Source organism: Fastidiosipila sp., assembly GCA_012511175.1.
In the GTDB taxonomy this organism is placed as follows: Bacteria; Bacillota; Clostridia; order Saccharofermentanales; family DTU023; genus UBA4923.
Map to the genome: position 1 here is coordinate 32,405 of JAAZGO010000011.1, position 23,888 is coordinate 56,292.

Genomic DNA, 23,888 nt, shown 5'->3' on the forward strand with positions numbered 1-23,888 from the left:
TGGCTGGGCCGTGCGCTTTCCACCGTCAATACAGGCCTTTTCGGTACAGCGGCCCTTATTTTGCCTCTGATTCTTCTTGCTTTCTCTTTGATGTTCTTTCTCCAGCGGCTGGCCGCAGTTACAGCAAAGCACGCCGGAGCTTTTTTTATGATCTATCTGATCGGAACCTCATTGGTTTCGCTCTTTGTCCTGCCCTATAGCCAGCTTGAACTGGCAGTCGAACCCACCCCTCCGGGCGGGATTGCCGGATGGCATCTGGTCAGGGAGCTTTGGCGTTTCGGCCGCTTCCCCCAGGCCATCCAGCCGGGGAATCGCTGGAGCGGCGGACTGGCAGGTGGCCTGATCGCCAATTCCCTGGAGCGCGTTGCCGGACTGACGGGAGCCCTGATTATTCTCTTCGCCCTTCTTGTTACCCTGCTGGTTTTTGCCTTTGGCCTGTCGCCCTCGAGGATGGCCGGTCTGGCTTCACTGGTACGCGATGAGCTTCCAGGACCTCCTGAGGAGGGGAGCGGGGAAGCGGAAGCCGTGGAACGGCGGAGTTTCTTTGCCCGTCTCATCAAACGCCGCCCTCCCGCTGATGGGGAGGGGGAGGGGGAAAGTCCCGCCGACTCAGTTCCTCCGGCCGCTGCCGGGCCCGCAGGATGGACCACCCTTTGTCCGCCGTCCGAAGCCGGGGACCCGGCTTCGCAGGAAACGGGGAGGATTGCCTTTCAGAAGCCGCCGCCGGGATATCCCTCGTCGGGAGGGGAGACCAGGCCACGCATGCCCCTGCAGGGTGTTCCCTACTTGTTTACACCTTCAACGGCAGCTCCTTCCCGGTCCCTTGCAAGAGAAGCCGCCGAAGAGACTGCCGGTTCACGTGAAACATCCATGAGGCCGCCGGAACGCCTGACTTCAGCCAATGGGCGCGGCATACTGCCCAAGAAACCGGTCAAGCGCTACCGTGCCGAGCAGCTGAGTCTTTTATCCGAATACCGGCCGCCTCCTCTTTCGCTCTTGAAAGAGGACAGCGGCATGAAAAAGACCCCCCAGGAGATCAGGGAGATCCGTGAACTGGGGCGCAAGCTTGAACAGACCCTGGACAGCTTCGGTGTTGACGCCCACATCGTCAATTATACAACCGGCCCAACCATTACACGTTTTGAATTGGCGCCCGGACCGGGGATCAAGGTGAGCCGGATTGTCAATCTGGCCGATGACATCGCGCTCAGCCTTGCGGCCATGGGTGTCCGAATCGAAGCACCCATTCCGGGCAAGGCGGCCATCGGGATTGAGATTCCCAACAAGAACATGAGCCCTGTTTTGTTGAGAAGCCTGCTTGAGTCAAAGGAATTTCAGCAAAACCGCGGCCCGCTTGTCGCTGCACTTGGACGCAATGTCGGCGGTGAAGCCATCCTGTGTGATCTCAGCAAAATGCCCCACCTGCTGATTGCAGGGGCAACCGGTTCCGGCAAGTCGGTCTGCATCAACGCCATCCTGATCAGCATTCTCTACCGATCCTCGCCTGTTGATGTGCGGATGCTGATGATCGATCCCAAAATTGTTGAACTCAATGTCTACAATGGGATCCCGCATCTGCTTCAGCCTGTGGTAACCAATGCCGAAAAGGCATACGGTGTTCTCAATTACGCCTGTTCGGAAATGGAAAGACGCTACCGTCTGTTTGCGGACAAAAAAGTTCGGGATATCACTTCCTACAACCAGGCAGTCCGCCGTGCCGGCAAGACAGATCCGGAAGAAGGGCCGATTCCCAACATCCTGATCGTGATCGACGAACTGGCTGATCTGATGGCACTGACCCAGCACCAGGTTGAGAGTGCCATTTCGAGATTGATGGCAAAAGCCCGCGCGGTCGGCATCCATGTCATTATCGCGACTCAACGGCCTTCAGTAGATGTCATTACGGGGATCATCAAGGCCAACATCCCCTCACGTATCGCCTTTGCCGTTGCCTCTCAGGTCGATTCACGGACCATCATTGATTCGGGTGGAGCAGAGAAATTGCTTGGCAGAGGGGACATGCTTTACTTTCCGCTCGGTTCAATCAAAGCGATCAGAGGACAGGGAGCCTTCGTCAGCAACAGGGAAGTTGAGCGCATTCTGGCCCACATCAAGAGCTATTATCCGGAAAACTACGACGAAAGAGTAGCCGATGCCATCGAGAATCCGGAAACGGAGGACAAAGCTTCCATGGCGGAAGACGGTGAAGACGAATTGTTGATGGAAGCGCTGCGAGTGGTTGTGGAGGCTGATTACGCGGCCGTCTCCCTTTTGCAGAGAAAACTTCAGATCGGTTACCCCAGGGCCGCAAGGCTGGTGGATCGCCTGAGCGAACTCGGTTATGTCGGACCCTTTGAAGGCAGCAAACCCAGAAAACTCCTTATTACCCATGACCAGTACGAGCGGCTTTCACCCGAGGCTCCCGGCAAGGAAGACCATGACAGCCGCGCCTGAGAACTCTTTTGAAGCGGGTTCAGCTGAGGTGATCTCGGTCGGAACTGAGTTGCTGGTCGGGCAAATCATCGACAGCAATGCCTGCTTTTTATCACAGCAATTGGCCGAACTGGGTATCTCAACTTATCGGCACACTGTTGTCGGTGATAATCCGGATCGTCTGGAGAAGGCCATCCGGATGGCCCTGGAAGACAATGACCTGGTCGTCACCACAGGCGGACTGGGCCCGACAGCTGACGATTTGACCGCGGAGGTGGCCGCCTCGGTGGCCGGCCTCCCCCTCCTGAAAGACAAGGCGGTGACGGAGGAACTCCGAAGAAGATATCCTGACCGGACGCGTTACGATTTTTCTGTCTATCCAAAGGTTCCCTCAGGAGCCGTGGTTTTCAAAAATGAAACAGGAACGGCACCCGGCTCTTTCGTTTTTCTTAAAGCTTATGACAACAGAAAAGCCATACTGATGCTTCCCGGCCCGCCTGATGAGATGGAGCCGATGTTTCTGGTTTCTGTCAGGCCTTTTTTGGAAACTTTCAGCCGTTATCGCTTCAGGCACCGCTACGTCCGTTTATTTGGCATCGGAGAATCAAAGGCAGAGGAACGCATCCGGGATCTTGTCGAAAGCCAGAAAGAAGTGACCATCGCTCCCTATGCCTCAATCAAGGAGGTCGTGATTCGTGTTTCCCAGCGAATGGACAAAGCAGGAGGAGAAGATCTCACGAAAGCCATGACAGAGAGTCTGGCCGGGCGTTTCGGACCGGATGTGTTCGAGGTTGGCTCCCGGCCCCTGGAAGCCGTTCTTCTTGATTTACTGGCAGAAAGGCAAATGACCATGGCCCTTGCCGAGTCCTGTACAGCGGGGATGGCCGCATCAACGCTGGCAGGTATTCCCGGTTCATCGGCAGTTCTTCTGGGCGGAGTGGTCACCTACAATAATGAGATGAAGAATCGCTTGCTGGGGGTGTCCAGCAAGATCCTGACATCCGCGGGAGCCGTCAGCTGTCCGGTTGCTATTGCCATGGCCGAAGGCTGCAGGGCAAGAACAGGGGCTGATGTGGCCCTGTCCTTCACCGGGATTGCGGGGCCGGGAGGCGGCACTGAGGAGATGCCGGCGGGAACGGTTTGGATTGCCTGCGCCAGGGCCGGGGCATCAACCGTGGCAAAGAAATACCATTTCGCAGGAGACCGCAACCGTGTCCGCACACGGGCGGTGTACACCGGTCTGGATCTCGTTCGGAGGCTGTTGCTCGGCCTATGAGAAGGCGCAGGGAGGAACACAGCTGGCTCTTGACGGATCCGCGAAAGACCGGCATGCGCGTCTTATCCACGGGAAGAGCGACGGCCGTCCTGATGTTTTCACTTGCCACGGCCAAGCTGACGGGTTTCGCAAGGGAGATCCTGATCGCGCCGACTTTTGGGTACGGGGTCAACACCGACGCCTATTTCATCGGTTTCCAGATTCCCGATCTGTTTTACCAGCTGCTTATTGGCGGCACCTTTGCCGCGGCGGTCACACCCGCCATGTCTGCAGCCCTGGCCCGTGACGAAGAAAAGAAGATCTGGCGGAGCCTCAGCACCCTGATCAATGTCTTTCTGATTGCTTTTTTGACGGCTATCCTGTTGGGGGAACTATTCGCAGGCCCCATTATCCGGCTCTACAATCCAAACAAGGACGCTGCCATCATTGAACGGGCGATCTCGGTTGCCCGGATGCTTTTTCCCCAGATCATCTTTCTCTTTTTGGCCGGCATGTGCGTGGGAGTCTTGAACGGTCACAAACTCTTTCAACGGGCTGCTTTTACGACAACACTCTACAACCTGGTCTGCATCTTTTTCATGATCCGCTGGGGGGATCAGTCAGCAGGGGCGCCTGCCAGAGTGGCCCTCGGCGTCGTGATCTCTTCGGCCGTCAACTTTCTATACCTGGCCTTTATGGCCAGGCGCGTCATTCACTATAAACCGATTATTGATTTGCAGGACAGGGGATATAGGAAGCTGATGAGGCTCGCCGTCCCGACGCTGATTTCGGGTACGGCCATCCAGCTCAACTCCATCATTCAGACTGGTTTCGCCAACCAGTTTACCGGGGCCGTGACATCGCTCCGCCATGCTCAAACCATGTGGAAGCTGCCCTATGGGATATTTGCGCTCGCCGTCGCCAGCGTGATGTCCCCCAGCCTGACCCGGGCCTTTGCCAACCGTCGTTTTGAGGACATGAGGAAGATCTACACCGAATCGCTCCGCCGCGCGCTCTATTTTGTCACGCCCTTCGTCCTCATCTTCGCCGTCATGGCGGAGGAGACAGTCGAAGCGGTTTTTCAATGGCGGGGTGCCATCCCCCTTGAAAATCTCCTCATTGAAGGGAGCCTGCTGCGCCTGTATAGCCCGGCCATTTTCTTCCTGACCTTCTATGAAGTAGCCAACCAGGCTTTCTATGCCCGTCATATGACGCGCGTATCGCTTCTGACATCCATCGTTTCCCTGGTGCTCAACCCCCTGTTTTGTGTTTTGTTCACACAGGTTTTCGATTGGGGTATTTACGGCCTTCCAGTCGCTTACATCCTGAACAGCGCCATCAACATGGTCATGATTTCATTTCTCTACCGCCTCCACATAAAAAAGGCCAGACCCTACCGGATGTTGCCCTTCTACCTCCGGCTGGCCTTCTGCTCAGCGACAACGGTCATTGTGATACTGGGACTGAACACACTGCCATTGGAGCCGTCAGGGAAAATTGGCCAGCTCCTTATCTATTCCGTCAAGGCACTGATGGCCATCCTGACTTATTATCTGACGGGCCTTGCCATCAATTTCCGCGAATCAAAGGATTTGCAGGGCATGATCCGCCGGTTTTTAAAACTGTCACCCGCGCGTTCTTGACCGGCAGGACAAAAAGGCAGTCAAAAGCGGATTCAGAATGCCGGTTCCATTGACGGAGACAGACACTTTCGGTAAGATGGAATTAATCGAGAAGGAACAAAAGTTCTGAACAAAAGAATCATGAGATTGAATGAAATCTGCGGGAGGTTGCCATGGCCAAGGGAGCCAAATCGAAACAGGATATCAAGCCAAGAGAAGATAAAGACCGCCAGGCTGCACTCAAAGCGGCGCTGGACAGGATCGAAAAAGATTTCGGCAAGGGAGCCGTCCTGACACTCGGAGATACAGAAGTCATGGAGGTGGAGTCGATCCCGACAGGAGCGCTCTCCCTGGATGTGGCGCTTGGCATCGGCGGTTTGCCCAGAGGCAGGGTGATCGAGGTGTACGGGCCTGAGTCTTCCGGGAAAACGACCGTGGCCCTCCACAGCATCGCGGAGGCCCAGAAACGCGGAGGCATCGCGGCTTTCATTGACGCGGAGCATTCACTCGATCCGTCCTATGCTGAGAATTTGGGTGTTGATATTGAGAACCTGATTGTATCCCAGCCCGATTACGGGGAGCAGGCGCTTGAAATTGCCGAGGCATTGGCGCGGTCGGGAGCCGTTGACGTAATCGTGATTGATTCAGTGGCAGCACTTGTTCCCCGTGCCGAAATTGACGGGGAAATGGGTGATGCCGTCGTCGGCCTTCAGGCAAGGTTGATGTCCCAGGCTTTGCGCAAACTGGCTGCTGTCATCAATAAAAGCCGTACCATGGTCATTTTCATCAATCAGCTGCGCGAAAAGATCGGTGTTATGTTTGGCAGCCCGGAAACAACGACAGGGGGCAGGGCGCTTAAATTCTACGCCAGTGTCAGGCTCGACATCAGGCGAATCGGCAAGATCGAAATGGGAGATAAGCTGATCGGATCAAGGACCAGGGCCAAGGTGGTCAAGAATAAAGTGGCGCCCCCTTTTCACGAGGCGGAATTTGATATCCTCTATGGCCGGGGCATTTCCCAAACCGGCTGTGTCCTTGATATGGGTGTTGATGCAGACATTATCAAGAAGAGCGGATCATGGTTTTCCTATCAGGACAAGCGCCTGGGCCAGGGTCGGGACAATGTGCGGGCTTTTCTTGAAGAAGAGGCGAATCGTGAACTTTATGAGGAAATCGAAGAGCAGGTTCGCAGCTACTACCTGGACGAATCCGGCCGAAAAAGTGTCGATACCGGACAGGCGGGCCATGATGACAGTGACTTGCTTGATGCCGATGTTGACGCCATGCTCGGACTCGATTTATGAGCCTTCCGCAAGCATTCGAGGAAGCCCGGCAAAAGGCGGCAGCTTTCATTGGCATTGACCGTTCGAAGTCGTCCGGCCGTGTCAGGCAGAACCTGCTGAAAAAAGGAATCGATCCAAAAGTTGCCGATGAAGTCGTAGACTATTTCATCAAAATTGACTACATCAATGACCAGCGGGCAGCGGCAGCGGTTGCTGCCCGGTACCATGGGCGAAAAATCAGGTCAAGGCGCTGCATGAAGGATGTATTCATTCGAAATGGCATTGATGCGGATGTGGCCGGACAATACGTATTGCGTCTTGATGAAGACAGGGAAACGGCCACCCGGCTCTGCCGGCACGCTTTCCCGGACGCTTCGCCCGGCCAGGAAACAGAAATGATGAAACTCCTGACCCGGCGCGGCTATCCCGCGGGGCTGGCGCGTGAGGTGATCCGAAACCATCTGGAATTATGAATCAGTCTTATTATCTTCTGTCTCTTGGCTGTCCCAAAAATGAAGTTGATTCCGAATGCATGAGCGCCCTTCTGAAAGAGGCAGGGTATTCTTTCACCGATGATCCTTCCTCGGCCAGATATTTGATTGTCAATACTTGCGCCTTCATTGAGCCGGCCGTTGAAGAAGCCATCGGGGCCATTCTTGATCTGGCCGGGCAGAAGGGGGAGAACTCCTTTCTGGTTGTTGCCGGCTGTCTCTCCCAGCGTTACAAAGAAGAAATTTTCGAAGAATTTCCTGAAGTGGATGCCATTCTTGGAACCGGGGAGTTCAGCCGGATTGCGGACACGCTGAGAAGTCTGGCAGACGGGTTGGGACTGCGTTCGCACCGTCCCGGTCCCCCGGAGGATGTCTCCCATCTTGATGTTGTCCGGGTTCCGTCCGCTCCTCAAGGCACTTATGCCTACCTGAAAATTGCAGAAGGTTGTTCCAATGCCTGTGCCTATTGCACCATCCCCCGCTTGCGCGGGCCCCAGCGATCCAGGCCGCCTCAGGCCATTATAAAAGAGGCCCGCTGTTTGGCGGATCAGGGCGTCCGTGAACTGATTCTGATTGCCCAGGATACGACACGCTATGGTCATGACCTGCCGGGAAGGCCGACTTTGGCCTCGCTTTTAAAACAGCTGTCGCGGGAACTGCCCGCGATCGAGCTGATCCGCTGCCTCTATTTTTATGCCGGTGCAGTGACTGATGAATTGATCGAAGAGATGGCTGTCAACCCCAAGGTTGCGCACTACATCGATCTTCCCATTCAACACGCTTCCAACGCGGTTCTGGAACGGATGGGGCGGCACGAAACCATCGGGGAGATCACCGGAAAAATTGAACAATTCCGGCGATTGATTCCGGATGTCATCATTCGTTCGACTGTCATCACTGGTTTTCCTGGTGAAAAGGAAGAGGATTTCCAAAAACTGCTTGATTATGTCAGGGATATCCGATTTGACAGGCTGGGTTGTTTTGTCTTCTATCCGGAGGAGGGGACGCCTGCGGCTCTGATGGCGGATCAGGTCCCCCGCACCCTGGCGTCATCCCGGGCAACAAAAATCATGGAAGTCCAAAAAGGCATTGCGCTTGAGGCCAATCGAAAAAGGATCGGTTCAGTAACACCTGTCCTTTTTGAAGGGGTCCATGCGCGTGGTATACTCTTTCAAGGGAGAAGCTACGGCGAGGCGCCGGATATTGATCCTCTTATTTTTGTTGCGGCCACAAGGGACGACCTTGCGATTGGCAGCAGGCCGGCCGTACGAATTGTAGAGGCTCGTCCCTACGAGCTGATAGGAGTATCTGTTCATGAACATTGCCAATAAGCTGACGCTGTCAAGAATCATCATGATTCCCTTCATTCTGTTCTTTCTCCTGCCCTTGCCTTACTGTGAGACCTGCGCCTTTTCCGGCTTCATCGTATCGGCTCCTGGCCGCGTGATTGCCTTTGTCCTCTTTATTTTGGCAGCCATGACTGACCTGCTTGACGGAATGCTGGCGCGGAAGCAGGGCCTGGTTTCCAATTTCGGAAAGCTGGTTGATCCCATCGCTGACAAACTCCTGGTTTTATCTGTTTTTACCGCCTTTGTACAGCTGGGACGGATCTCCACTTACGTCATTGTCCTGATCGCGGCTCGCGAGTTTTTTGTGACGGGAATCCGTGTTGTCAGTATTGAACAGGGGCAGGTGATTGCGGCGAGCTGGTTTGGAAAAATCAAGACAATCTTCCAGATCATTGCCCTGGGATCTTTAATGTTTGAACCGATTATTGTCCAGTGGTTCGATCCATCCCTTCCTTTTTTGGGTTATGGACAGCCATGGACCATACCCGGGGATGTTCTGGTGGCCGTCACCCTGCTGCTGACCGTCTTCTCAGGTCTTGACTACTGGCTTAAAAATAGAGAGCTCTTGACGGGTGCTTTCCGGGTCTAGCGGATTTCATACCTGAAGGGCTGCCTGAAATTTGAATTTATGGAGGGTTCTTATGACGAAACAGGAAATCTTGGAACGTATCCGGACCATACTGGCGGATCAGCTCAGCATTGACAAAGAGTCAATCGAAATGACTTCAAGCATCATCGAAGATCTTAATGCGGACTCTCTTGACATCGTAGAAATGGTCATGTCCCTTGAATCTGAGTTTGACTTGCAAATCATGGACGAAGAAGCGGAACGCATCCGTACCGTCGGGGATGCCGTCGACTTCATCCACGCCCATTTATAGTGAGTGGCGTACCGTCCCTGAAAACCAGGGCGCACCCATCAGACGACGTGCCAATCGATTTTTCCATTTTGGAGAACCGTCTCGGTTACTCTTTTGAAAACCGCCGGTTGCTTGCAGAAGCGCTGACGCATCCTTCCTATGCCTACGAACAGCAAAATGCAACCCGGGATAATCAGCGGCTTGAGTTCCTGGGTGACGCTGTCCTCCAGCTGATCGTGACGGAACATCTATACGCAGAAAACCCGGATGCCCCCGAAGGAATGATGACCAAAATCCGCGCGGGTCTGGTCTGTGAGCGGACGCTTGCCCAGCTGGCACTGTCGCTCGAACTGGGGAACTTTCTCAGGCTCGGGCATGGCGAATTCCTGACAGGAGGCGGATCCAACCCTTCCAATTTATCCGACGCTGTCGAAGCGGTCCTCGGTGCCATTTACCTTGAAAGGGGAATGGAGGCTGCCCGGCAAGTGGTGATCCGCTTGCTGCAACCCTACTTCAAGCTGGCCGTCAACGGCGGTCTCGACAACGATTTTAAAAGCAGGCTTTTCGAGTGGACCCAGTCGCATAAAAAGATGGATCTGGAGTTTCGGGTTCTTGAAACAAGCGGACCGGACCATGACCGGCAATACACCGTAGGCCTTTACATCGACAGTCAGCTGAAAAAAACGGGTGTAGGGAAAACCAAAAAGGCAGCGGAACAGGAAGCTTCGCGCCGGTTTCTGGAAAGCTTGACGGGAGATGAAACAGGACCATGCTGAAATCGCTTGAGATCCAGGGGTTTAAATCATTTCCCGAATATACGCAAATCAATTTTCACAAAGGTATCACAGCGATCGTTGGTCCTAATGGGGCCGGCAAATCGAACATAACCGACGCCATCCGCTGGGTGCTGGGCGAGCAGAGCGCAAAAACCCTTCGGGGACAGCGAATGGAAGACGTGATCTTTGACGGGACCGCACAACGACGCCCGGTCAGCTTTTCTGAAGTGACCCTGACCCTTGACAATTCCAAGAAGATTCTACCCATTGACTACGAAACAGTTTCGCTCACCAGACGGTATTTCCGGTCGGGTGACAGTGAATATCTGATCAATAAAACTCCCTGCAGGCTGAAGGATATCAACAGGCTGCTGATGGACACAGCGGTGGGCCTGGACGGTTACTCGATCATCGGGCAGGGGCGTGTGGATGAAATTCTGAGCAATAAATCAGAGGATAGGCGGGCCATATTCGAGGAAGCGTCCGGCATTGTCCAGTTCAGAAGCCGCAAGGAAGAGGCACTGCGCAAGATTGAGCGGAGTGAACAGAATCTTGTCCGTGTCGACGATCTGCTCGCAGAACTGGAAAACCAGGCGGTACTGCTTGAAAAACAAGCTGAAGATGCGCGTTCCCACATGGATCTGGCGTCGCGGTTCCGCAAGCTTGACACAGCTCTTGTCTTGAGGCAGCTGGAAACGCTGGAAAGCCAGAAAGCGAAAAAGGAGAGCGAAGCCTCCCTGATTGAAGCAGATCTTGAAGAAGCAAGAAAAGCACAAGACCATGAGCGGGCAAACCATGAATCTTCTATACATACCATTGATCAGCTCGACCGTAAACTGGAGCTTGAACAGACGCATTTCAACGAGTTATCTGTGAAAGAGACCGAGCATATTGGCCTTGAAGCACTTTACAAGGAAAAATACTCCAGCTCCAAAGAGGGAGCGGAATCGCTTCTGGAAGAAAAGAACAGGCTGGTCATGCAGGTCATGGCAGCTGAGCAGGATCTGGCGGGACGTGCGTCTGAGCGTGATGATCTTATGCAGCGCCGCAATGTTCTGGAAAAACAACTGGAAGGCGAAAAGAAGCGGCTTTTGTCTTTGAAAGAAAGGGCTGACGGCCATGGAAAAGACCTCTCCGATCTGACTGTCAGGCGGGAAGAGAGAATGAGCCGGCTGGCGGACATCCGCGCCTCACTCCAGGAAATGGCGGGGGAAAAGCAGGCTCTGGAGAAAAGTTTCCAGCGCCTTAAAACTGACAAATCAACCTTGGCAGAAGAAATCGCCACCGCTGCCGAATACCTGAAAAATCTCGGCCGTGACAGGTCATCCTGTGAAGATGGCATTACGGTTTTGCAAAGCCGGGCGGCTGAAGCCAAAAAGAATACACAGCAGGGTCACCGTCAGACTGATTCCATTGAACAGGCGGCGGAGGAGCTCAGCCGAAAAATTAAACAATTGGCTTATGAGGCGGATACACTTGAACGGCTCGAACTGGATTATGAGGGATATTCGCAACCGGTCAGGCAAATCATGCAGGAAGAGGGGAAGACGGCCCGCGGGGGAATTTACGGCCCTCTGGGTTCTCTGCTGACCGTCCCTGAAACACTTCGGCAGGCGGTTGAAATAGCCCTTGGCGCCTCTGCCCATCACCTGGTGTGCGACAAGGAGGAAACAGCCGAGTACTGGATTGACTGGCTTCGGCGAACCCGTCAAGGCCGTGCCACCTTTTTGCCGGTTCAATCACTCTCCTTTGGCACCGTGGATCAAAAAACGCTGGATACCGCTTCAACAAGCAAAGGCTGGATAGGGCTTGCCAGTGAGGCCGTCATCTGTGATCAGGCTATCCTCCCCGCGGTCCGCTATACCCTGGGGCGGACCCTGCTGGTGCAAACGCTCGAGGATGCCGTCGAGCTGAGCCGGAAGACCGGCCGCCGTTATTCAGTGGTAACACGTGACGGTGACGTTGTCCACAGGGGAGGGTCCATGACAGGCGGTCACCGGTCGGCACGGTCAACGGGCGTGCTGGGGCGTCCCGGGCGCATCCAGGCAGCCAGGCAGGAGGCTGCGGAAATGGCGGGAGAGCTTGAAGAGACCAGGAGAAAGTTCGATGCAGCCAAAGAAGAACTCCGTTCCTTTGCCGAGTCGGAGGAAGGCATCCTGGAGGAATTGGCTCAGGCCCGGCGTGAACTTGTGAGGCTTGAAGCCGAAGAGGAAGCGAAAGAATCAGCTCTCCGGCGAATCCAAACAGAGAGGGAAAAGTTGGAGGAAGAGGAAGCCCGGCTCACGGAACGGCTTGCCGAGCTTGACGGCTCCATGGCCCGGATGGGGCAGGATATCCAGGAGGGGGAAAGAGAACGTCAGGATCTGGAGGAAGGCATCGGGACACTCAAAACGGAGCATGAAGAGGAGCTAAGCCTTTATCATGATTGCCGGGAAACCGTAACCAAACTGGAACTTTCCATCGCTTCGATCGCTGACTTGCTGGCTGGTTTTGATAAAAGGGCGGCGCAGTCGGACCGGGAAATCGAAGCAGCCCGTCTGCGGCTTTCTTCACTTGAACGGGAGTGGGAGAGCCAGACTCGGAAAATGGAACAAGCCAGGAACGACATTGAGCTGAATGAAAAGGCCCTGGGTCAGATCGGGGAAATGATTAAGGCGAGCCGGGCCTCTTTGGAGGACCTGCTGACCCGCCGCGAAGAGGCCTTTACCCGCCAGCGTGCTCTCTTGGGTTCCATGAACAGCGCGGGGGATCTCGTCGCCTCACTCCAAACGGTACTCGAACGCCGAAAGGCCGAAACGCAGCGGGCAGAGCAACAGATCGACGATCAGCTGAACCGGCTTTGGGAAACACATGGCTTGACGCGGGCGGAAGCGGAAGGTGAGGCGGACTCCATCCCGTCGCTTGCCAAGGCAACGGCAGAGCGCGACGAACTTAAGCGCCGGATTGACGAACTGGGCCCCATCAACCATAACGCCATCCGCGACTTTGAGTCTTTGAAGTCCAGAATCGATTTCACCGTATCACAGCGGCAGGACATCGAAGCGGCACAAGCTGAGCTCCAGAGTGTTATAGGCCAGCTTGATCAATCCATGCGGGAACAGTTCAGCGAAACCATCCATCAGGTAAATCAGAATTTTAACCAGGTCTTTGCTGAATTGTTTTCAGGAGGACAGGCGGAACTGGTCCTGGAGGGTGACGAAGATGTCCTGACAGCTGACATCGGGATCAGGGCACAGCCGCCGGGCAAGAAACTGCAAAAACTCTCTCTTTTATCGGGTGGTGAGCGGTGCCTGACCGCGATCGCGCTCCTTTTCGCCATCCTGAAGCTCAAACCCGCCCCTTTTTGCGTCTTTGACGAGGTGGAGTCGGCCCTGGATGATGCCAATGTCAAACGCTTTACCGACTATATCAGACGTTATGCCTGGTCCATGCAATTCATCCTTGTCACGCACCGTAAAGGTACCATGGAAGCTGCAGACAGGCTTTATGGCGTGACCATGCAGGAGCGGGGAATATCGCGCGTTTTGTCAATGGTACTCTCAACGGCGCTGCCCTACGGGGACTGATCAAATTCGAGGTGGCCGGGTGAGTTTGTTTGAAACCTTCAAGAATGGCCTGAAGAAGTCACGTGAATTCATGACGGCCAACCTCAACAGGATGGCCGCAGGGCTTGGCATTTTCGATGACGAGATGCTGGACGAACTCGAGATGATGCTGATCCAGGCCGACTGCGGCATGACCGCGTCAACGGAAGCCATCGAAGCCATCCGTGAACATATCCGGCTGACGGGAGATGCTTCAAGAGAAAGCGTTCTTGCTGTCTTGAAATCCTCGCTCGGTGCCATGATGGCGGAGAAAACCCTGACCGTCAAGGAAGGCATGCTGTCCCTTTACCTGATGGTCGGCGTAAACGGAACCGGCAAGACGACAACGGCGGCAAAACTGGCACAAAGGGCCAAGGAAAAAGACTTCCGGGTCATGATGGCTGCCGCTGATACCTTCCGTGCCGCAGCAATCGAACAGTTGAAAGTGTGGGGGGAGCGTACCCGGACAACGGTCATTGCGCACGCTGCCGGATCTGATCCTGCAGCCGTGGTATTTGACGCGATTCAGGCGGCCCATGCAAGAAAAACGGAACTGCTCATTGTTGATACAGCCGGCAGGCTTCATACGAAAAAGAACCTCATGGATGAGCTGGGGAAAATTCGTCGCGTTATTGACCGGGAGGCTCCGGACGCCGTTCTTGAAACCATTCTGGTTATCGATGCGACTACCGGCCAGAATGCCATTGTCCAAGCCCGAGCCTTCCATGAAGCGACTCAGGTAACCGGCCTGGCCGTCACTAAACTGGACGGCAGCGCCAAAGGCGGAGTTGCCATAGCCGTCGCCCGGGAGACCGGCCTGCCACTGTGCTTGGCCGGCCTGGGGGAGGGGGTGGGCGATCTGCAGGATTTTGACCGCTCGCTCTTTTTGGAAGCCTTATTGCCGCAAGCCTGAAGGTCTGTCAATACAATTACTTGACAGTATGGCGGCACCTGATTATACTGATTTCATGAAAGATGAAGCCAAGCCTTTACAGGCCTCTTTTCACACCGATGTTTGCCTTTGGCTGGACTACTATGGCGATCTGCTCAGCAGGCGTCAACGTCAGGTTCTGACCCTCTATTTTGATGAGGACTGGTCACTTTCAGAAATCGCCAAACACACCGGCTTGTCGCGGCAGGGAATCCATGACCAGATCAGGAGAGGGGTGGCACGGCTCAGCACCCTGGAGGACACGCTTGAGCTGGCCCGGCGTGATCGGCAGATGCAAGCCCTGATCAAAAAGGGCATGCATCTGCAGGAAACGGGGGATAGGGAGGAGCTTGGCCTGACACTTGAAGCCATGATGAAATTGCTGGAACAGGGGCCCGGCGGGAAGGATAACTTGAATGGCGCTCTTTGAGAATCTCAGTTCACGGCTGACCCGGATCACCGATGCCATGCGCGGCAAAAGCCGTGTGACCGAGAAGGACATCAAGGACATGATGCGGCAGATCCGGTTGGCTTTGCTGGAAGCTGATGTCAACTATCAGGTTGTCAAAGACCTGTCGGAGGAAATTGCCGAAAAAGCGCGCGGTGCTGAAGTTTTGCAGAGCCTGACGCCAGGCCAGCAAGTGGTTAAAATCGTGCACCAAGCCCTGGTCGGTGTCCTTGGAAAGGAAGAAAAACTTGCCGTCTCACCGACCGGCTTTACGGTCATCATGCTGTACGGATTGCAAGGAACCGGAAAGACAACAACGGCGGCAAAGCTGGCGCTTCATCTGAAAGAAAAAGGCAAGAAGCCAATGCTGGTGTCAGCCGACGTCCATCGGCCTGCCGCACAGGAACAATTGCAGATACTGGCGGACCAGACAGGCGTTGATTGCTTCATCAATCCCGAAGAGAAGAGCGCCCCGGCCCTCGCAAGGCAGGGCCTGGAGCGGGCTCGCTACATGATGTGCGATACCGTGATTATTGACACGGCCGGCCGCATGACGGTCGATGACGGGCTGATGGAAGAACTGAAATCCATCCATGAGGCTATCAAGCCGGATGAAAGTCTGCTGATTGTTGATGCCATGATCGGCCAGGAAGCCGTCCATATTGCGGAAGCTTTTGACAGCCAGGTCGGGCTGGACGGCTTTATTATGACCAAGCTGGACGGGGACGCCAGGGGCGGGGCGGCACTGTCTATCCGGCGGATGACCGGCAAGCCCATCAAAATGATCGGCACAGGTGAAAGGCCGGGCGACCTCGAGGTCTTTCGCCCTGATCGCCTGGCCTCCCGCATTCTCGGAATGGGTGACGTTTTGACCCTGATCGAAAAGGCCTCTGATATCTATGACGGGAAGCAGGCCGCAAAAACTGCCGAGCGCCTTAAGGCAAATACCTTCACCATGCAGGACATGCTGGAGCAGCTGGAACAGATCCAGGGCATGGGCTCCATCAAAGAAATGATGGCCATGATACCGGGGGCCGGCAGAAAACTCAAAGACATGGACATTGATGAGAAAGACCTGGCCAGGACAAAGGCCATCATCCAATCCATGACTTTGCGTGAACGGGAAAACCCGAGGGTACTGGATGCCTCACGCAGACGGCGTATCGCCAGGGGGAGCGGCCTTGAGGTACAGGATGTCAACCGGGTGGTACGACGCTACGATGATATGATGAAAATGATGAAACAATTCGGATTCCTGGGACAGGGCGGCAGACGCCGCCGGAGCAAGCTGCCCTTTGGGGGGCTCGGCTTCTAACGCTTATGACGGGCGCCAAGGCCCGGCAAAGATAAATCTACCTTATTATGGAGGAACTTATGGCAGTAAAAATCCGCCTCAAACGAGTAGGCAAGAAAAAACAACCGTACTACCGCGTTGTAGTCGCTGACGCGCGTTTCCCGCGCGATGGCCGCTTCATCGAGGAAATCGGCACTTACAACCCCCACACTGATCCGTCAACCTTCAAAGTCGACGGCGACAAAGTCAGGGACTGGATCGCCAAGGGTGCCCAGCCAACAGATACCGTAAAAAAATTACTCAAGTATAACGGAATTTTGGAGTAAAAAATGAAAGAATTGCTAAAATCTGTCATCGAACCACTGGTCCGTTTTCCTGAGGAACTGGTCATCGAGGAAAAAATCCAGGGAAGAGAAATCGTCCTTACTGTAAGCGCCAATCCTGATGACATTGGCCGGGTAATCGGCCGCGGCGGCCGGCGTGCACATGCGGTCAGAACCATCATGAAGGCCAAAGGGGCCATGGACAACAAACGTGTTTCTGTAGATATCCTTTCATGAAACGTCCCTTCTTCCTTATTGGCGCCTGTCAGAGGGCGCACGGTATCAAAGGCGAAGTACTGGTCAGAAGCCTGACCGACGACCCCGAGCGTTTTTTCCAGGGCCTGGTTTGTTATGCCATGGATGATGCCGGGGAGGAACCGGTCGAAAAACTGACTCTGTCCGGATGCCGGCCGGTACCTCAGGGTCTTCTGCTGACCTTCCAGGGAATTGCCGACCGGGAGGCAGCCCGCCGTTTGGCGGGGGTCAAGCTGGCTGTCAGGCGGGAAGATGCCCTTGAGCTGTCCGGCGAAGGCGAATTTTATTATGGCGACTTGCTGGGAGCAGCGGTGCGCGACCGTCAAAGAGGCCTGCTCGGCATGGTTACAGATGTAATGGACACGGGGAGCGGGGACATCCTGGTTGTTTCACAAGCAGGACAGGCCGATGTCCTCATTCCCTTTTTGCGATCCATTGTCAAGGAAGTTGACCCTGATTTCAGGTCCATGGAAGTGGAACTTCCGGATGGACTCTTTGAGCTTTACCGGCAGTTGGAAGACAGTCCGGTTGAGGACTGACCGTGCCGCTCAAGTTTTCTGTTTTGTCTCTTTTCCCCCAACAGGTGCGGCAGGCCCTGGATTTCAGCATGACCCGGCGTGCCCTGGAAAAAGGGCTGATCGAGCTGGAAACGGTTGACATCAGAGACTTCGCGGTCAACGAATACGGACAGGTCGATGACGCACCTTATGGAGGTGGTCGCGGCATGGTCATGATGTGTGAACCCATTTACAGGGCCTGGCAATCGGTGGTGTCTGATAGTCAGGATGTCCGGACCATTTACCTTTCACCTGCCGGGCAGGTCTTCGACCATCGAAAGGCCAGGGAGTATTCAGTGGAGGAACAGCTGGTTTTTATCTGCGGCCACTACGAGGGTGTTGACCGCCGGGTGCTGGACCAAATCGGGGTCGAGGAGGTGTCGATCGGCAACTTCATTTTAACCGGGGGTGAGTTGGCCGCCACTGTCATGATTGATGCCATCAGCCGTTTCATCCCCGGCGTGCTGCCCGATGAGGAGGCCTGGAGAATCGACTCATTTTCGGATGGCCTGCTTGAATGGCCGCAATACACCCGGCCCGCAGTCTGGAGGGAGAGAGAAGTTCCAGGGGTGCTCCGATCCGGACACCAGGCTGACATCGACCGTGAAAGACGTTTGATGCAACTTCTGGAAACCCTGCAAAAAAAGCCTTTCCTCTTGCAGCAAACCCCGATCGACCCCCAGCTTTGGGAGCTTCTGGCCGAGCGCCTGGCCATGCAAAGAGATGCTTTAGACGAATCAACTGAATAAATCAGGGCAGATCTGTCAAATCCCGTCACTGTCACAAAGTAACCTCAAAGATGGAACCGGCGTCGTATAAGGCGGCGGATGAATGATGCCGCCCATCATCGATTGAATCACAGGAGTTAAAAATGAAAAGATTTCTCGTAATGGTGCTGCTCTTGTCGCTGGTTTTCGTATCGGCCTGTAAAGCTGCCGACAGCAAAGCGACGGATGGTGGAGAAGAAGAGATGGTCGACTTAAAGGATCTTATGACCGGTATGGTTGAAAAGGCCGGCATGAAAGAATTGCTTGAAAGCGGAAGCCTGGAAGAGACCGGGCAGGAGGAAGCCGCCTTTCTGATAGGCGCAGAGCGTCTTGAAACCTCGTTTGAACAGGGATACTCATTGCAACCAATGATCAATGTCCATCCCTTTGCCATGGGGCTGTTCAAAGTGGCAGACAGTCAGGAAGCGTCCGCATTCGCCCGGGAGCTGAAGGAAAAAGCAGATCGCCGCAAGTGGATATGTGTCGAGGCTGAAACCATAGCTGCCGGCGTGAAGGGGCGCCTGGTCCTCTTTGTCATGGGAAGCGTTGAAGAGGTCAGCGCCATCACCGGCGCAGCAGAATTTGACCTTGTCCCTTAACAGGTCATTTCATGCTCTTTTCCAGCATCACCTTTCTCTATTATTTTCTGCCAGCCCTTCTTCTTGTCTATCACCTGACGCCGCGCCGGCTGAAGAATGCGGTTCTCCTCATGGCAAGCCTCCTTTTCTATGCCTGGGGGGAACCGCGTTTTACCCTGGTCATGGTCTTGACTGCCATGGCAGGCTATCTGTCCGGCATTACAGTCAATCGCCTGACAGGCAACCGCCTGCGCCGGCTGGCCCTTGCCTCGGCCATGGCGCTGATCACAGCCCCGCTTCTTGTTTACAAATACGGCGGATTCATCACCGGAAACTTGAATGCGGTCAGACCCGGCCTGATCGCCCCGCTGCAGCTTGTTTTGCCGATCGGTGTCAGTTTTTACACCTTTCAGATCCTGTCTTATGTGATTGATGTATACAGGATGGAGGTGGAAGCGGAACGCAACCCTTTCAACTTTCTTATGTACGTATCTCTTTTTCCGCAGCTGATCGCGGGGCCGATCGTACGTTTCCGGACCATTCAGGGGGAAATCAGGCAAAGAAAGGTGACGATGGAACTTTTTGAGTCCGGCATCGTCCGTTTTGTCGCGGGACTAGGAAAAAAAGTCCTCTTGGCCAACACACTGGCGGAATTCCAGCAGAATCTGGTTTCCGGCGGTTCAGCTTCCCTGCTTTCTTCATGGATGACCGCACTTGCCTTTACTTTGCAGATCTATTTTGATTTTTCAGGCTATTCTGACATGGCTATCGGGCTGGGACGGATGTTTGGTTTTCAATTTCTGGAAAACTTTGATTATCCCTACCTTTCCCGGAGCGTCACGGAATTTTGGCGCCGCTGGCACCAATCGCTTGGATCGTGGTTCAGGGACTACCTCTATATACCTTTGGGCGGAAGCCACGGCTCTGTTCTTAAAACCGGCCGCAATCTGCTGATCGTGTGGCTCCTGACCGGTCTTTGGCATGGCGCTTCATGGAATTTTGTGGCCTGGGGGTTTCTCTATTTCCTCCTCCTGATACTTGAACGCGCGGGCCTCGGGCGGCTGCTTGCGAAACTTCCGGCCCTTCTGAGCACCGCTTACACCTTTCTATTGGTTCTTTTGGGATTCGTCCTTTTCAATGCAGACAATCTGGCTGAGGCCTTGGGCAGGCTAAAGGGGATGTTCGGATTCAATTCCCTGCCGCTCACTGATGCCATGGCCGTCTATTACACAAAGAGTTATCTGCTGATCATGCTGATTGCGGCGATAGGTGCGACGCCCCTCCCCAAGCGGTTTATGGAAAGAATGAAGGGTTTTCTCGCGGGCACAATCCATAGTCTGGCCCAGGCGGCCGGCCTGGTTTTTGTTCTGCTTTTTTCAACAAGTTCACTGGTGGACGGATCCTTCAACCCATTCTTATACTTCAGGTTTTAGAAAGGCCTGCTATGAAATACCGGAGTCTTTCAGTCATCATCCTCTTCTTAACAATCCTGTTTGCTGTCCCCCTGTTTTCGCTGGCGACCGCGGACCGGTCCGTGTCAGAAGTCGAGCGGCGGCCGCTTGCCCAGTCCATGAGTTTTCAGGAATACCTCAGCACCCACCCGGGCGCCGGCCTTGCTGACTATCTTTCTTATCTGGAAACCTGCCTTCTTGACCAATTCCCGGCACGTGACGATTGGCGGGAACTGAATGCAGTCATCCGGGTTTTTGGCTTGCGTCAACGCGATTACAAGCTTTATTACCGGCAGGAAGGGCATCTGGGAAGATTGGATCCAATTCTGCATGACAGGGCAGTTGACAAGGCGCTGTCAGTTTTCAAGCAGGCGGACACAAGTTATCTGTATGGGAATGGCAAGCATTGTTTTGCCCTCATTCCCGACAAAAATGTCTTCATGGCTGACAGCGGCGGTTATCCGCACTATTCGTATAATTCCATGCTCAAACTGATCGAAGGGGGAATTGACCCCCGTATTTCACTATTGCCGCTCCTTGAGAACCTCTCCCTCGATGACTACTACAGGACTGATCCCCACTGGAAACAAACAGAGCTGCTGCAGGTTGCCAACCGGCTGCTGGAGGCACTGGGCTCACTGTACCGGGTGAGCGGCCGGGACTACCGGCTTAAAAGCCTTTCCCCCTACCTGGGCACCTACGCAGGCCAAGCGGCCTTGCCAGTCGAGGCCGACACCCTGTCCTGGTTTGTCAATGAGGAGTTGAGCGGGATCAGAGTTCTTGACCTTGTCACGGGTGAAGTTTCGGGTATCTACAGGGAAGACAGGCTGGAGGGAGCAGATCTTTACGATTTGTTTATGGGCGGGGCCAGGCCGCTTTTGCGTCTTGACAACCCCGCACAAGCGAACGGAAGGCAGCTCCTTGTCTTTCGCGATTCATTCGGATCCAGCCTGATTCCTCTTCTGACGGCTGCCTACAGCGAGATCCTTGTGATCGACCTGCGGTACATAACCATGGAGGCTGTGTCCAGACTTGCCGTCATCAACCCGGATGCCGACGTGCTCCATCTCTACTCAACTTCCGTGCTCAATTCGCCGGGAGCCTTTTTGGGCTAGGGTTACAGGCGCTTGCGATGGCCCTTTCCATCTGTTATGATGCTTGAGGCTTAACGGGTGGTCCGCTGCAATTGCGTGCAAGAACATCCGATGAATGTAAAGGAGGAACGCAATATGGACTACGTTAAAGCGGTTGAAGAACCTTTTTTGCGTGATCAGCATCATAAGGTGGAAATCGGAGACCGCGTCAATGTTCATCTCAGGATCACCGAAGGCTCGCGTGAGCGGATCCAGGTTTATGAAGGAACGGTAATCGGCCGCAAAGGCAAAGGATTGAATGAAACGATGACGGTCAGGCGGGTCGCCTATGGTGTGGGGGTCGAACGGGTGATTCCCGTCCATTCGCCGAAAGTCGCCAAAATTGAGGTGTTGCGCAAGGGCCGGGTCCGGCGCGCCAAACTGTTTTACCTGCGTGACCGGGTCGGCAAGGCAGCGCGTGTACGCGAGAAACTTCCGACCAAAAACTGATTGTCGTTATGCAAACAACAAGGATCAGACGGCAGTCATGCCGTCTTTTTCTTTGCCGCCGTTAGCGTATACTGTTTTGTGATGAAAGGCAGAAACAGAAAGAGCGACAGGCAAATCCACTGGTATCCCGGTCATATGGCGGGTGCCGCCCGCCAATTGGAAAACAACTGGCGTTACATTGACCTCGTCGTTGAAGTGGCTGACGCCCGCATCCCCCTGGCCAGCCGCAATCCTGTTTTTTTACAGTTTACCCCGGCCAAACCCCATTTGCTCATTCTCTCGCATGCCGACCTGGCTGATCAGGGCATCAGCGTGGACTGGGTGCGATCCTTCCAGGACCAGGGAATTCGAGCTTTGCCCTGTAATTTGAAAAAAAGGGCGGATATTGGCCTGATCCGGCAGGAATTGCTTCAATTCCATCGGCCCCTGCTCGAAAAAGCAAAGGGACGGGGCCGGATTGCCCGGCCGCTCAGGGTTCTTGTCGCGGGCATCCCCAATACGGGAAAATCAAGCCTGATCAATCAGTTTGTCGGGAAGCGATCGGCCCGTGTTGAGGCCCGGCCGGGAGTGACGCGGGATTTAAATTGGTTAAGGTCGAGCAATGAACTGCATTTTCTGGATACGCCGGGTATCCTGCCAGCCAAACTTGATGATCGGCAGGCGGCCCTGTCTTTGGCTGCAACCGGTGCCATACGCGACAGCATCCTGCCCCTGGAGGAGGTCGCCCGATGGCTCTATGTTCAACTCTTTCAGTCCTATCCGGCTGAGATGGAAGCCCGTTACGGTCAAGACGGGGGCTTTGAGGATGCTGCCCGGGAGATGGGTTGCCTCCTTTCGGGCAGGGAGGCCGATTTACTCAGGTTTTCCGCCATGCTGCTGGACGATTTCCGTTCCGGGAAAATTGGCCGCTTGACGCTTGAATGGCCGGCCGGGGACAAAACACTCCATGACTGAAAAAGACGAGAATCCTGTAATCCGGATCAGCCGGCGTGATATTGAACGGTTCGAGGCCATGGGTCTTTTTGAAGAAGAGCTTCGAGCCAAAGGCTATCGGGCACTGGCGGGCGTGGATGAAGCGGGCAGGGGGCCGCTTGCCGGGCCTGTCGTTGCAGCAGCCTGTATTTTGCCTGCAGATGTTTCCTTTTACGGGTTGAATGATTCAAAAAAAATGTCGGCCAGACGCAGGGAGGTTCTTTACGAGCGCATCCGCAAGGAATCGCCGGCCTGGGCAATCGCCATGACGGGGCCGGAAGAAATCGACCGGATCAATATTTTGCAGGCAACAAAGGCGGCCATGAAGCGGGCCTTGGATGACTTGCCCAGAAAGCCGGACATGGCTTTGGTCGATGCAGTGGCCCTGCAGGGTTTCGATTACCCGGTGCTTGCCGAACCGAAAGGTGATGCCAAACATAATGTGATCGCGGCGGCTTCTGTCCTGGCCAAGGTCGCAAGGGACAGGATGATGGAAAACTGGGATAAGGTTTATCCGGTCTATGGTTTTGCCGCCCATAAGGGCTACGGCACCCAGGCCCACAGGGATGCCATCAGGCAATACGGGCCCTGTCCGATTCACCGCAGGACCTTTCTGTCCGGGATCATAGGAAAACCTTTGCCCCAGACACCCTACCATATCGGTTTGAGGGTGGAGCGGCAGATTGCCCAGGAACTTATCAGCCGGGGGCATACCATCCTGGAGCATCGTTACGCTGTTCCTGGTATCGGAGAAATCGATTTTATTACACATCACAGGGGAAAACTCTACGTTATTGAATGCAAGGGAAGGAGCATTGGCAGCGAGTCATTCGGGGGCATCGAGCAGTCGCTTCAAAAGAGGCAGATGGAGCAAATCCGTCGCACGGCGGCCCGTTGGATCGGCGGGAAAACTAGCTTTGAAGATTGTCCGCTCACCTTTCTTTTCGCGGCAGCCAGGCTGGGGCCCAGGGGAGAGATTGACTCAATACAGTTTATTCCCTTCTAGTTTTGCGGGATCCGGCTCATCGAAAAAAGCTTGTGCTGACAACTATCTGCTCCCGGTGTCTATGATATGA

The 23,888-nt window shown here is 54.6% G+C and carries 23 protein-coding genes; all 23 read left to right on the top strand.

What is annotated here, in order from left to right; translation table 11 throughout:
* Nucleotides 1-90 precede the first annotated feature (90 nt).
* The 23 genes from GX839_02345 (at nt 91) to GX839_02455 (ending at nt 23,818) form a co-directional block, all read left to right on the top strand.
* Nucleotides 91-2,454 (top strand): DNA translocase FtsK, encoded by a 2,364-nt coding sequence (locus GX839_02345; GenBank protein ID NLB04306.1) that lies wholly within the window; start codon nt 91-93, stop codon nt 2,452-2,454.
* Nucleotides 2,438-3,709, top strand: a complete 1,272-nt coding sequence (locus GX839_02350; GenBank protein NLB04307.1) for a competence/damage-inducible protein A — start codon at nt 2,438-2,440, stop codon at nt 3,707-3,709. Before GX839_02345 ends, GX839_02350 begins: the two co-directional genes overlap by 17 nt.
* On the top strand, nt 3,706-5,331 hold the full coding sequence (locus GX839_02355; GenBank protein ID NLB04308.1) for a murein biosynthesis integral membrane protein MurJ: 1,626 nt from the start codon (nt 3,706-3,708) through the stop codon (nt 5,329-5,331). Before GX839_02350 ends, GX839_02355 begins: the two co-directional genes overlap by 4 nt.
* 152 nt (nt 5,332-5,483) lie before the next feature.
* Entirely contained in the window at nt 5,484-6,614 is a 1,131-nt protein-coding gene (gene recA / locus GX839_02360) for a recombinase RecA (GenBank protein ID NLB04309.1), read from the top strand.
* Nucleotides 6,611-7,066, top strand: a complete 456-nt coding sequence (locus GX839_02365; GenBank protein ID NLB04310.1) for a hypothetical protein — start codon at nt 6,611-6,613, stop codon at nt 7,064-7,066. Before recA ends, GX839_02365 begins: the two co-directional genes overlap by 4 nt.
* A complete protein-coding gene (rimO, locus tag GX839_02370; protein NLB04311.1) occupies nt 7,063-8,415 on the top strand; it encodes a 30S ribosomal protein S12 methylthiotransferase RimO in 1,353 nt (450 codons plus the stop codon). Before GX839_02365 ends, rimO begins: the two co-directional genes overlap by 4 nt.
* A complete protein-coding gene (gene pgsA / locus GX839_02375) occupies nt 8,399-9,022 on the top strand; it encodes a CDP-diacylglycerol--glycerol-3-phosphate 3-phosphatidyltransferase (protein NLB04312.1) in 624 nt (207 codons plus the stop codon). Before rimO ends, pgsA begins: the two co-directional genes overlap by 17 nt.
* A gap of 52 nt (nt 9,023-9,074) precedes the next feature.
* Nucleotides 9,075-9,314 carry an acyl carrier protein gene (gene acpP, locus GX839_02380; protein ID NLB04313.1) on the top strand — a complete coding sequence of 80 codons (240 nt, stop codon included), beginning with the start codon at nt 9,075-9,077 and terminating at the stop codon, nt 9,312-9,314.
* Nucleotides 9,315-9,361: 47 nt separating this feature from the next.
* Complete coding sequence (gene rnc / locus GX839_02385) at nt 9,362-10,069, top strand: ribonuclease III (GenBank protein ID NLB04314.1); 708 nt, start codon at nt 9,362-9,364, stop codon at nt 10,067-10,069.
* Nucleotides 10,063-13,635, top strand: a complete 3,573-nt coding sequence (gene smc, locus GX839_02390) for a chromosome segregation protein SMC (protein ID NLB04315.1) — start codon at nt 10,063-10,065, stop codon at nt 13,633-13,635. Before rnc ends, smc begins: the two co-directional genes overlap by 7 nt.
* A gap of 19 nt (nt 13,636-13,654) precedes the next feature.
* On the top strand, nt 13,655-14,566 hold the full coding sequence (gene ftsY / locus GX839_02395) for a signal recognition particle-docking protein FtsY (GenBank protein NLB04316.1): 912 nt from the start codon (nt 13,655-13,657) through the stop codon (nt 14,564-14,566).
* A gap of 55 nt (nt 14,567-14,621) precedes the next feature.
* Entirely contained in the window at nt 14,622-15,014 is a 393-nt protein-coding gene (locus tag GX839_02400) for a hypothetical protein (protein NLB04317.1), read from the top strand.
* Nucleotides 15,001-16,347: a signal recognition particle protein gene (gene ffh, locus GX839_02405; protein ID NLB04318.1), complete on the top strand. Its 1,347-nt coding sequence runs from the start codon at nt 15,001-15,003 to the stop codon at nt 16,345-16,347. Before GX839_02400 ends, ffh begins: the two co-directional genes overlap by 14 nt.
* A 59-nt stretch (nt 16,348-16,406) precedes the next feature.
* Nucleotides 16,407-16,652, top strand: coding sequence for a 30S ribosomal protein S16 (gene rpsP / locus GX839_02410; protein ID NLB04319.1), 246 nt, complete (start codon nt 16,407-16,409; stop codon nt 16,650-16,652).
* 3 nt (nt 16,653-16,655) lie between these two features.
* Nucleotides 16,656-16,886, top strand: a complete 231-nt coding sequence (locus GX839_02415) for a KH domain-containing protein (protein NLB04320.1) — start codon at nt 16,656-16,658, stop codon at nt 16,884-16,886.
* Nucleotides 16,883-17,443 carry a 16S rRNA processing protein RimM gene (gene rimM, locus GX839_02420; protein ID NLB04321.1) on the top strand — a complete coding sequence of 187 codons (561 nt, stop codon included), beginning with the start codon at nt 16,883-16,885 and terminating at the stop codon, nt 17,441-17,443. The genes GX839_02415 and rimM overlap by 4 nt, the downstream gene beginning before the upstream one ends.
* A gap of 2 nt (nt 17,444-17,445) precedes the next feature.
* Nucleotides 17,446-18,210 (top strand): tRNA (guanosine(37)-N1)-methyltransferase TrmD, encoded by a 765-nt coding sequence (gene trmD, locus GX839_02425; protein NLB04322.1) that lies wholly within the window; start codon nt 17,446-17,448, stop codon nt 18,208-18,210.
* A 122-nt stretch (nt 18,211-18,332) separates the two neighbouring features.
* Nucleotides 18,333-18,827, top strand: coding sequence for a hypothetical protein (locus GX839_02430; protein NLB04323.1), 495 nt, complete (start codon nt 18,333-18,335; stop codon nt 18,825-18,827).
* An 11-nt stretch (nt 18,828-18,838) separates the two neighbouring features.
* Complete coding sequence (locus GX839_02435; protein ID NLB04324.1) at nt 18,839-20,239, top strand: MBOAT family protein; 1,401 nt, start codon at nt 18,839-18,841, stop codon at nt 20,237-20,239.
* Nucleotides 20,240-20,250: 11 nt separating this feature from the next.
* Nucleotides 20,251-21,372 (top strand): hypothetical protein, encoded by a 1,122-nt coding sequence (locus GX839_02440; protein NLB04325.1) that lies wholly within the window; start codon nt 20,251-20,253, stop codon nt 21,370-21,372.
* Nucleotides 21,373-21,486: 114 nt separating this feature from the next.
* Nucleotides 21,487-21,840: a 50S ribosomal protein L19 gene (rplS, locus tag GX839_02445; GenBank protein NLB04326.1), complete on the top strand. Its 354-nt coding sequence runs from the start codon at nt 21,487-21,489 to the stop codon at nt 21,838-21,840.
* Nucleotides 21,841-21,921: 81 nt separating this feature from the next.
* Nucleotides 21,922-22,794: a ribosome biogenesis GTPase YlqF gene (gene ylqF, locus GX839_02450; protein NLB04327.1), complete on the top strand. Its 873-nt coding sequence runs from the start codon at nt 21,922-21,924 to the stop codon at nt 22,792-22,794.
* Complete coding sequence (locus GX839_02455; GenBank protein NLB04328.1) at nt 22,787-23,818, top strand: ribonuclease HII; 1,032 nt, start codon at nt 22,787-22,789, stop codon at nt 23,816-23,818. Before ylqF ends, GX839_02455 begins: the two co-directional genes overlap by 8 nt.
* The last annotated feature ends 70 nt before the right edge of the window (nt 23,819-23,888 follow it).

Bases quoted from the DNA above. Each gene is read 5' to 3' on its own strand.
- GX839_02345 (NLB04306.1), top strand. From the start codon at position 91: ATGTTCTTTCTCCAGCGGCTGGCCGCAGTTACAGCAAAGCACGCCGGA.
- GX839_02350 (NLB04307.1), top strand. From the start codon at position 2,438: ATGACAGCCGCGCCTGAGAACTCTTTTGAAGCGGGTTCAGCTGAGGTG.
- GX839_02355 (NLB04308.1), top strand. From the start codon at position 3,706: ATGAGAAGGCGCAGGGAGGAACACAGCTGGCTCTTGACGGATCCGCGA.
- recA (NLB04309.1), top strand. From the start codon at position 5,484: ATGGCCAAGGGAGCCAAATCGAAACAGGATATCAAGCCAAGAGAAGAT.
- GX839_02365 (NLB04310.1), top strand. From the start codon at position 6,611: ATGAGCCTTCCGCAAGCATTCGAGGAAGCCCGGCAAAAGGCGGCAGCT.
- rimO (NLB04311.1), top strand. From the start codon at position 7,063: ATGAATCAGTCTTATTATCTTCTGTCTCTTGGCTGTCCCAAAAATGAA.
- pgsA (NLB04312.1), top strand. From the start codon at position 8,399: ATGAACATTGCCAATAAGCTGACGCTGTCAAGAATCATCATGATTCCC.
- acpP (NLB04313.1), top strand. From the start codon at position 9,075: ATGACGAAACAGGAAATCTTGGAACGTATCCGGACCATACTGGCGGAT.
- smc (NLB04315.1), top strand. From the start codon at position 10,063: ATGCTGAAATCGCTTGAGATCCAGGGGTTTAAATCATTTCCCGAATAT.
- GX839_02400 (NLB04317.1), top strand. From the start codon at position 14,622: ATGAAAGATGAAGCCAAGCCTTTACAGGCCTCTTTTCACACCGATGTT.
- ffh (NLB04318.1), top strand. From the start codon at position 15,001: ATGGCGCTCTTTGAGAATCTCAGTTCACGGCTGACCCGGATCACCGAT.
- rpsP (NLB04319.1), top strand. From the start codon at position 16,407: ATGGCAGTAAAAATCCGCCTCAAACGAGTAGGCAAGAAAAAACAACCG.
- GX839_02415 (NLB04320.1), top strand. From the start codon at position 16,656: ATGAAAGAATTGCTAAAATCTGTCATCGAACCACTGGTCCGTTTTCCT.
- rimM (NLB04321.1), top strand. From the start codon at position 16,883: ATGAAACGTCCCTTCTTCCTTATTGGCGCCTGTCAGAGGGCGCACGGT.
- GX839_02430 (NLB04323.1), top strand. From the start codon at position 18,333: ATGAAAAGATTTCTCGTAATGGTGCTGCTCTTGTCGCTGGTTTTCGTA.
- GX839_02435 (NLB04324.1), top strand. From the start codon at position 18,839: ATGCTCTTTTCCAGCATCACCTTTCTCTATTATTTTCTGCCAGCCCTT.
- GX839_02440 (NLB04325.1), top strand. From the start codon at position 20,251: ATGAAATACCGGAGTCTTTCAGTCATCATCCTCTTCTTAACAATCCTG.
- rplS (NLB04326.1), top strand. From the start codon at position 21,487: ATGGACTACGTTAAAGCGGTTGAAGAACCTTTTTTGCGTGATCAGCAT.
- ylqF (NLB04327.1), top strand. From the start codon at position 21,922: ATGAAAGGCAGAAACAGAAAGAGCGACAGGCAAATCCACTGGTATCCC.
- GX839_02455 (NLB04328.1), top strand. From the start codon at position 22,787: ATGACTGAAAAAGACGAGAATCCTGTAATCCGGATCAGCCGGCGTGAT.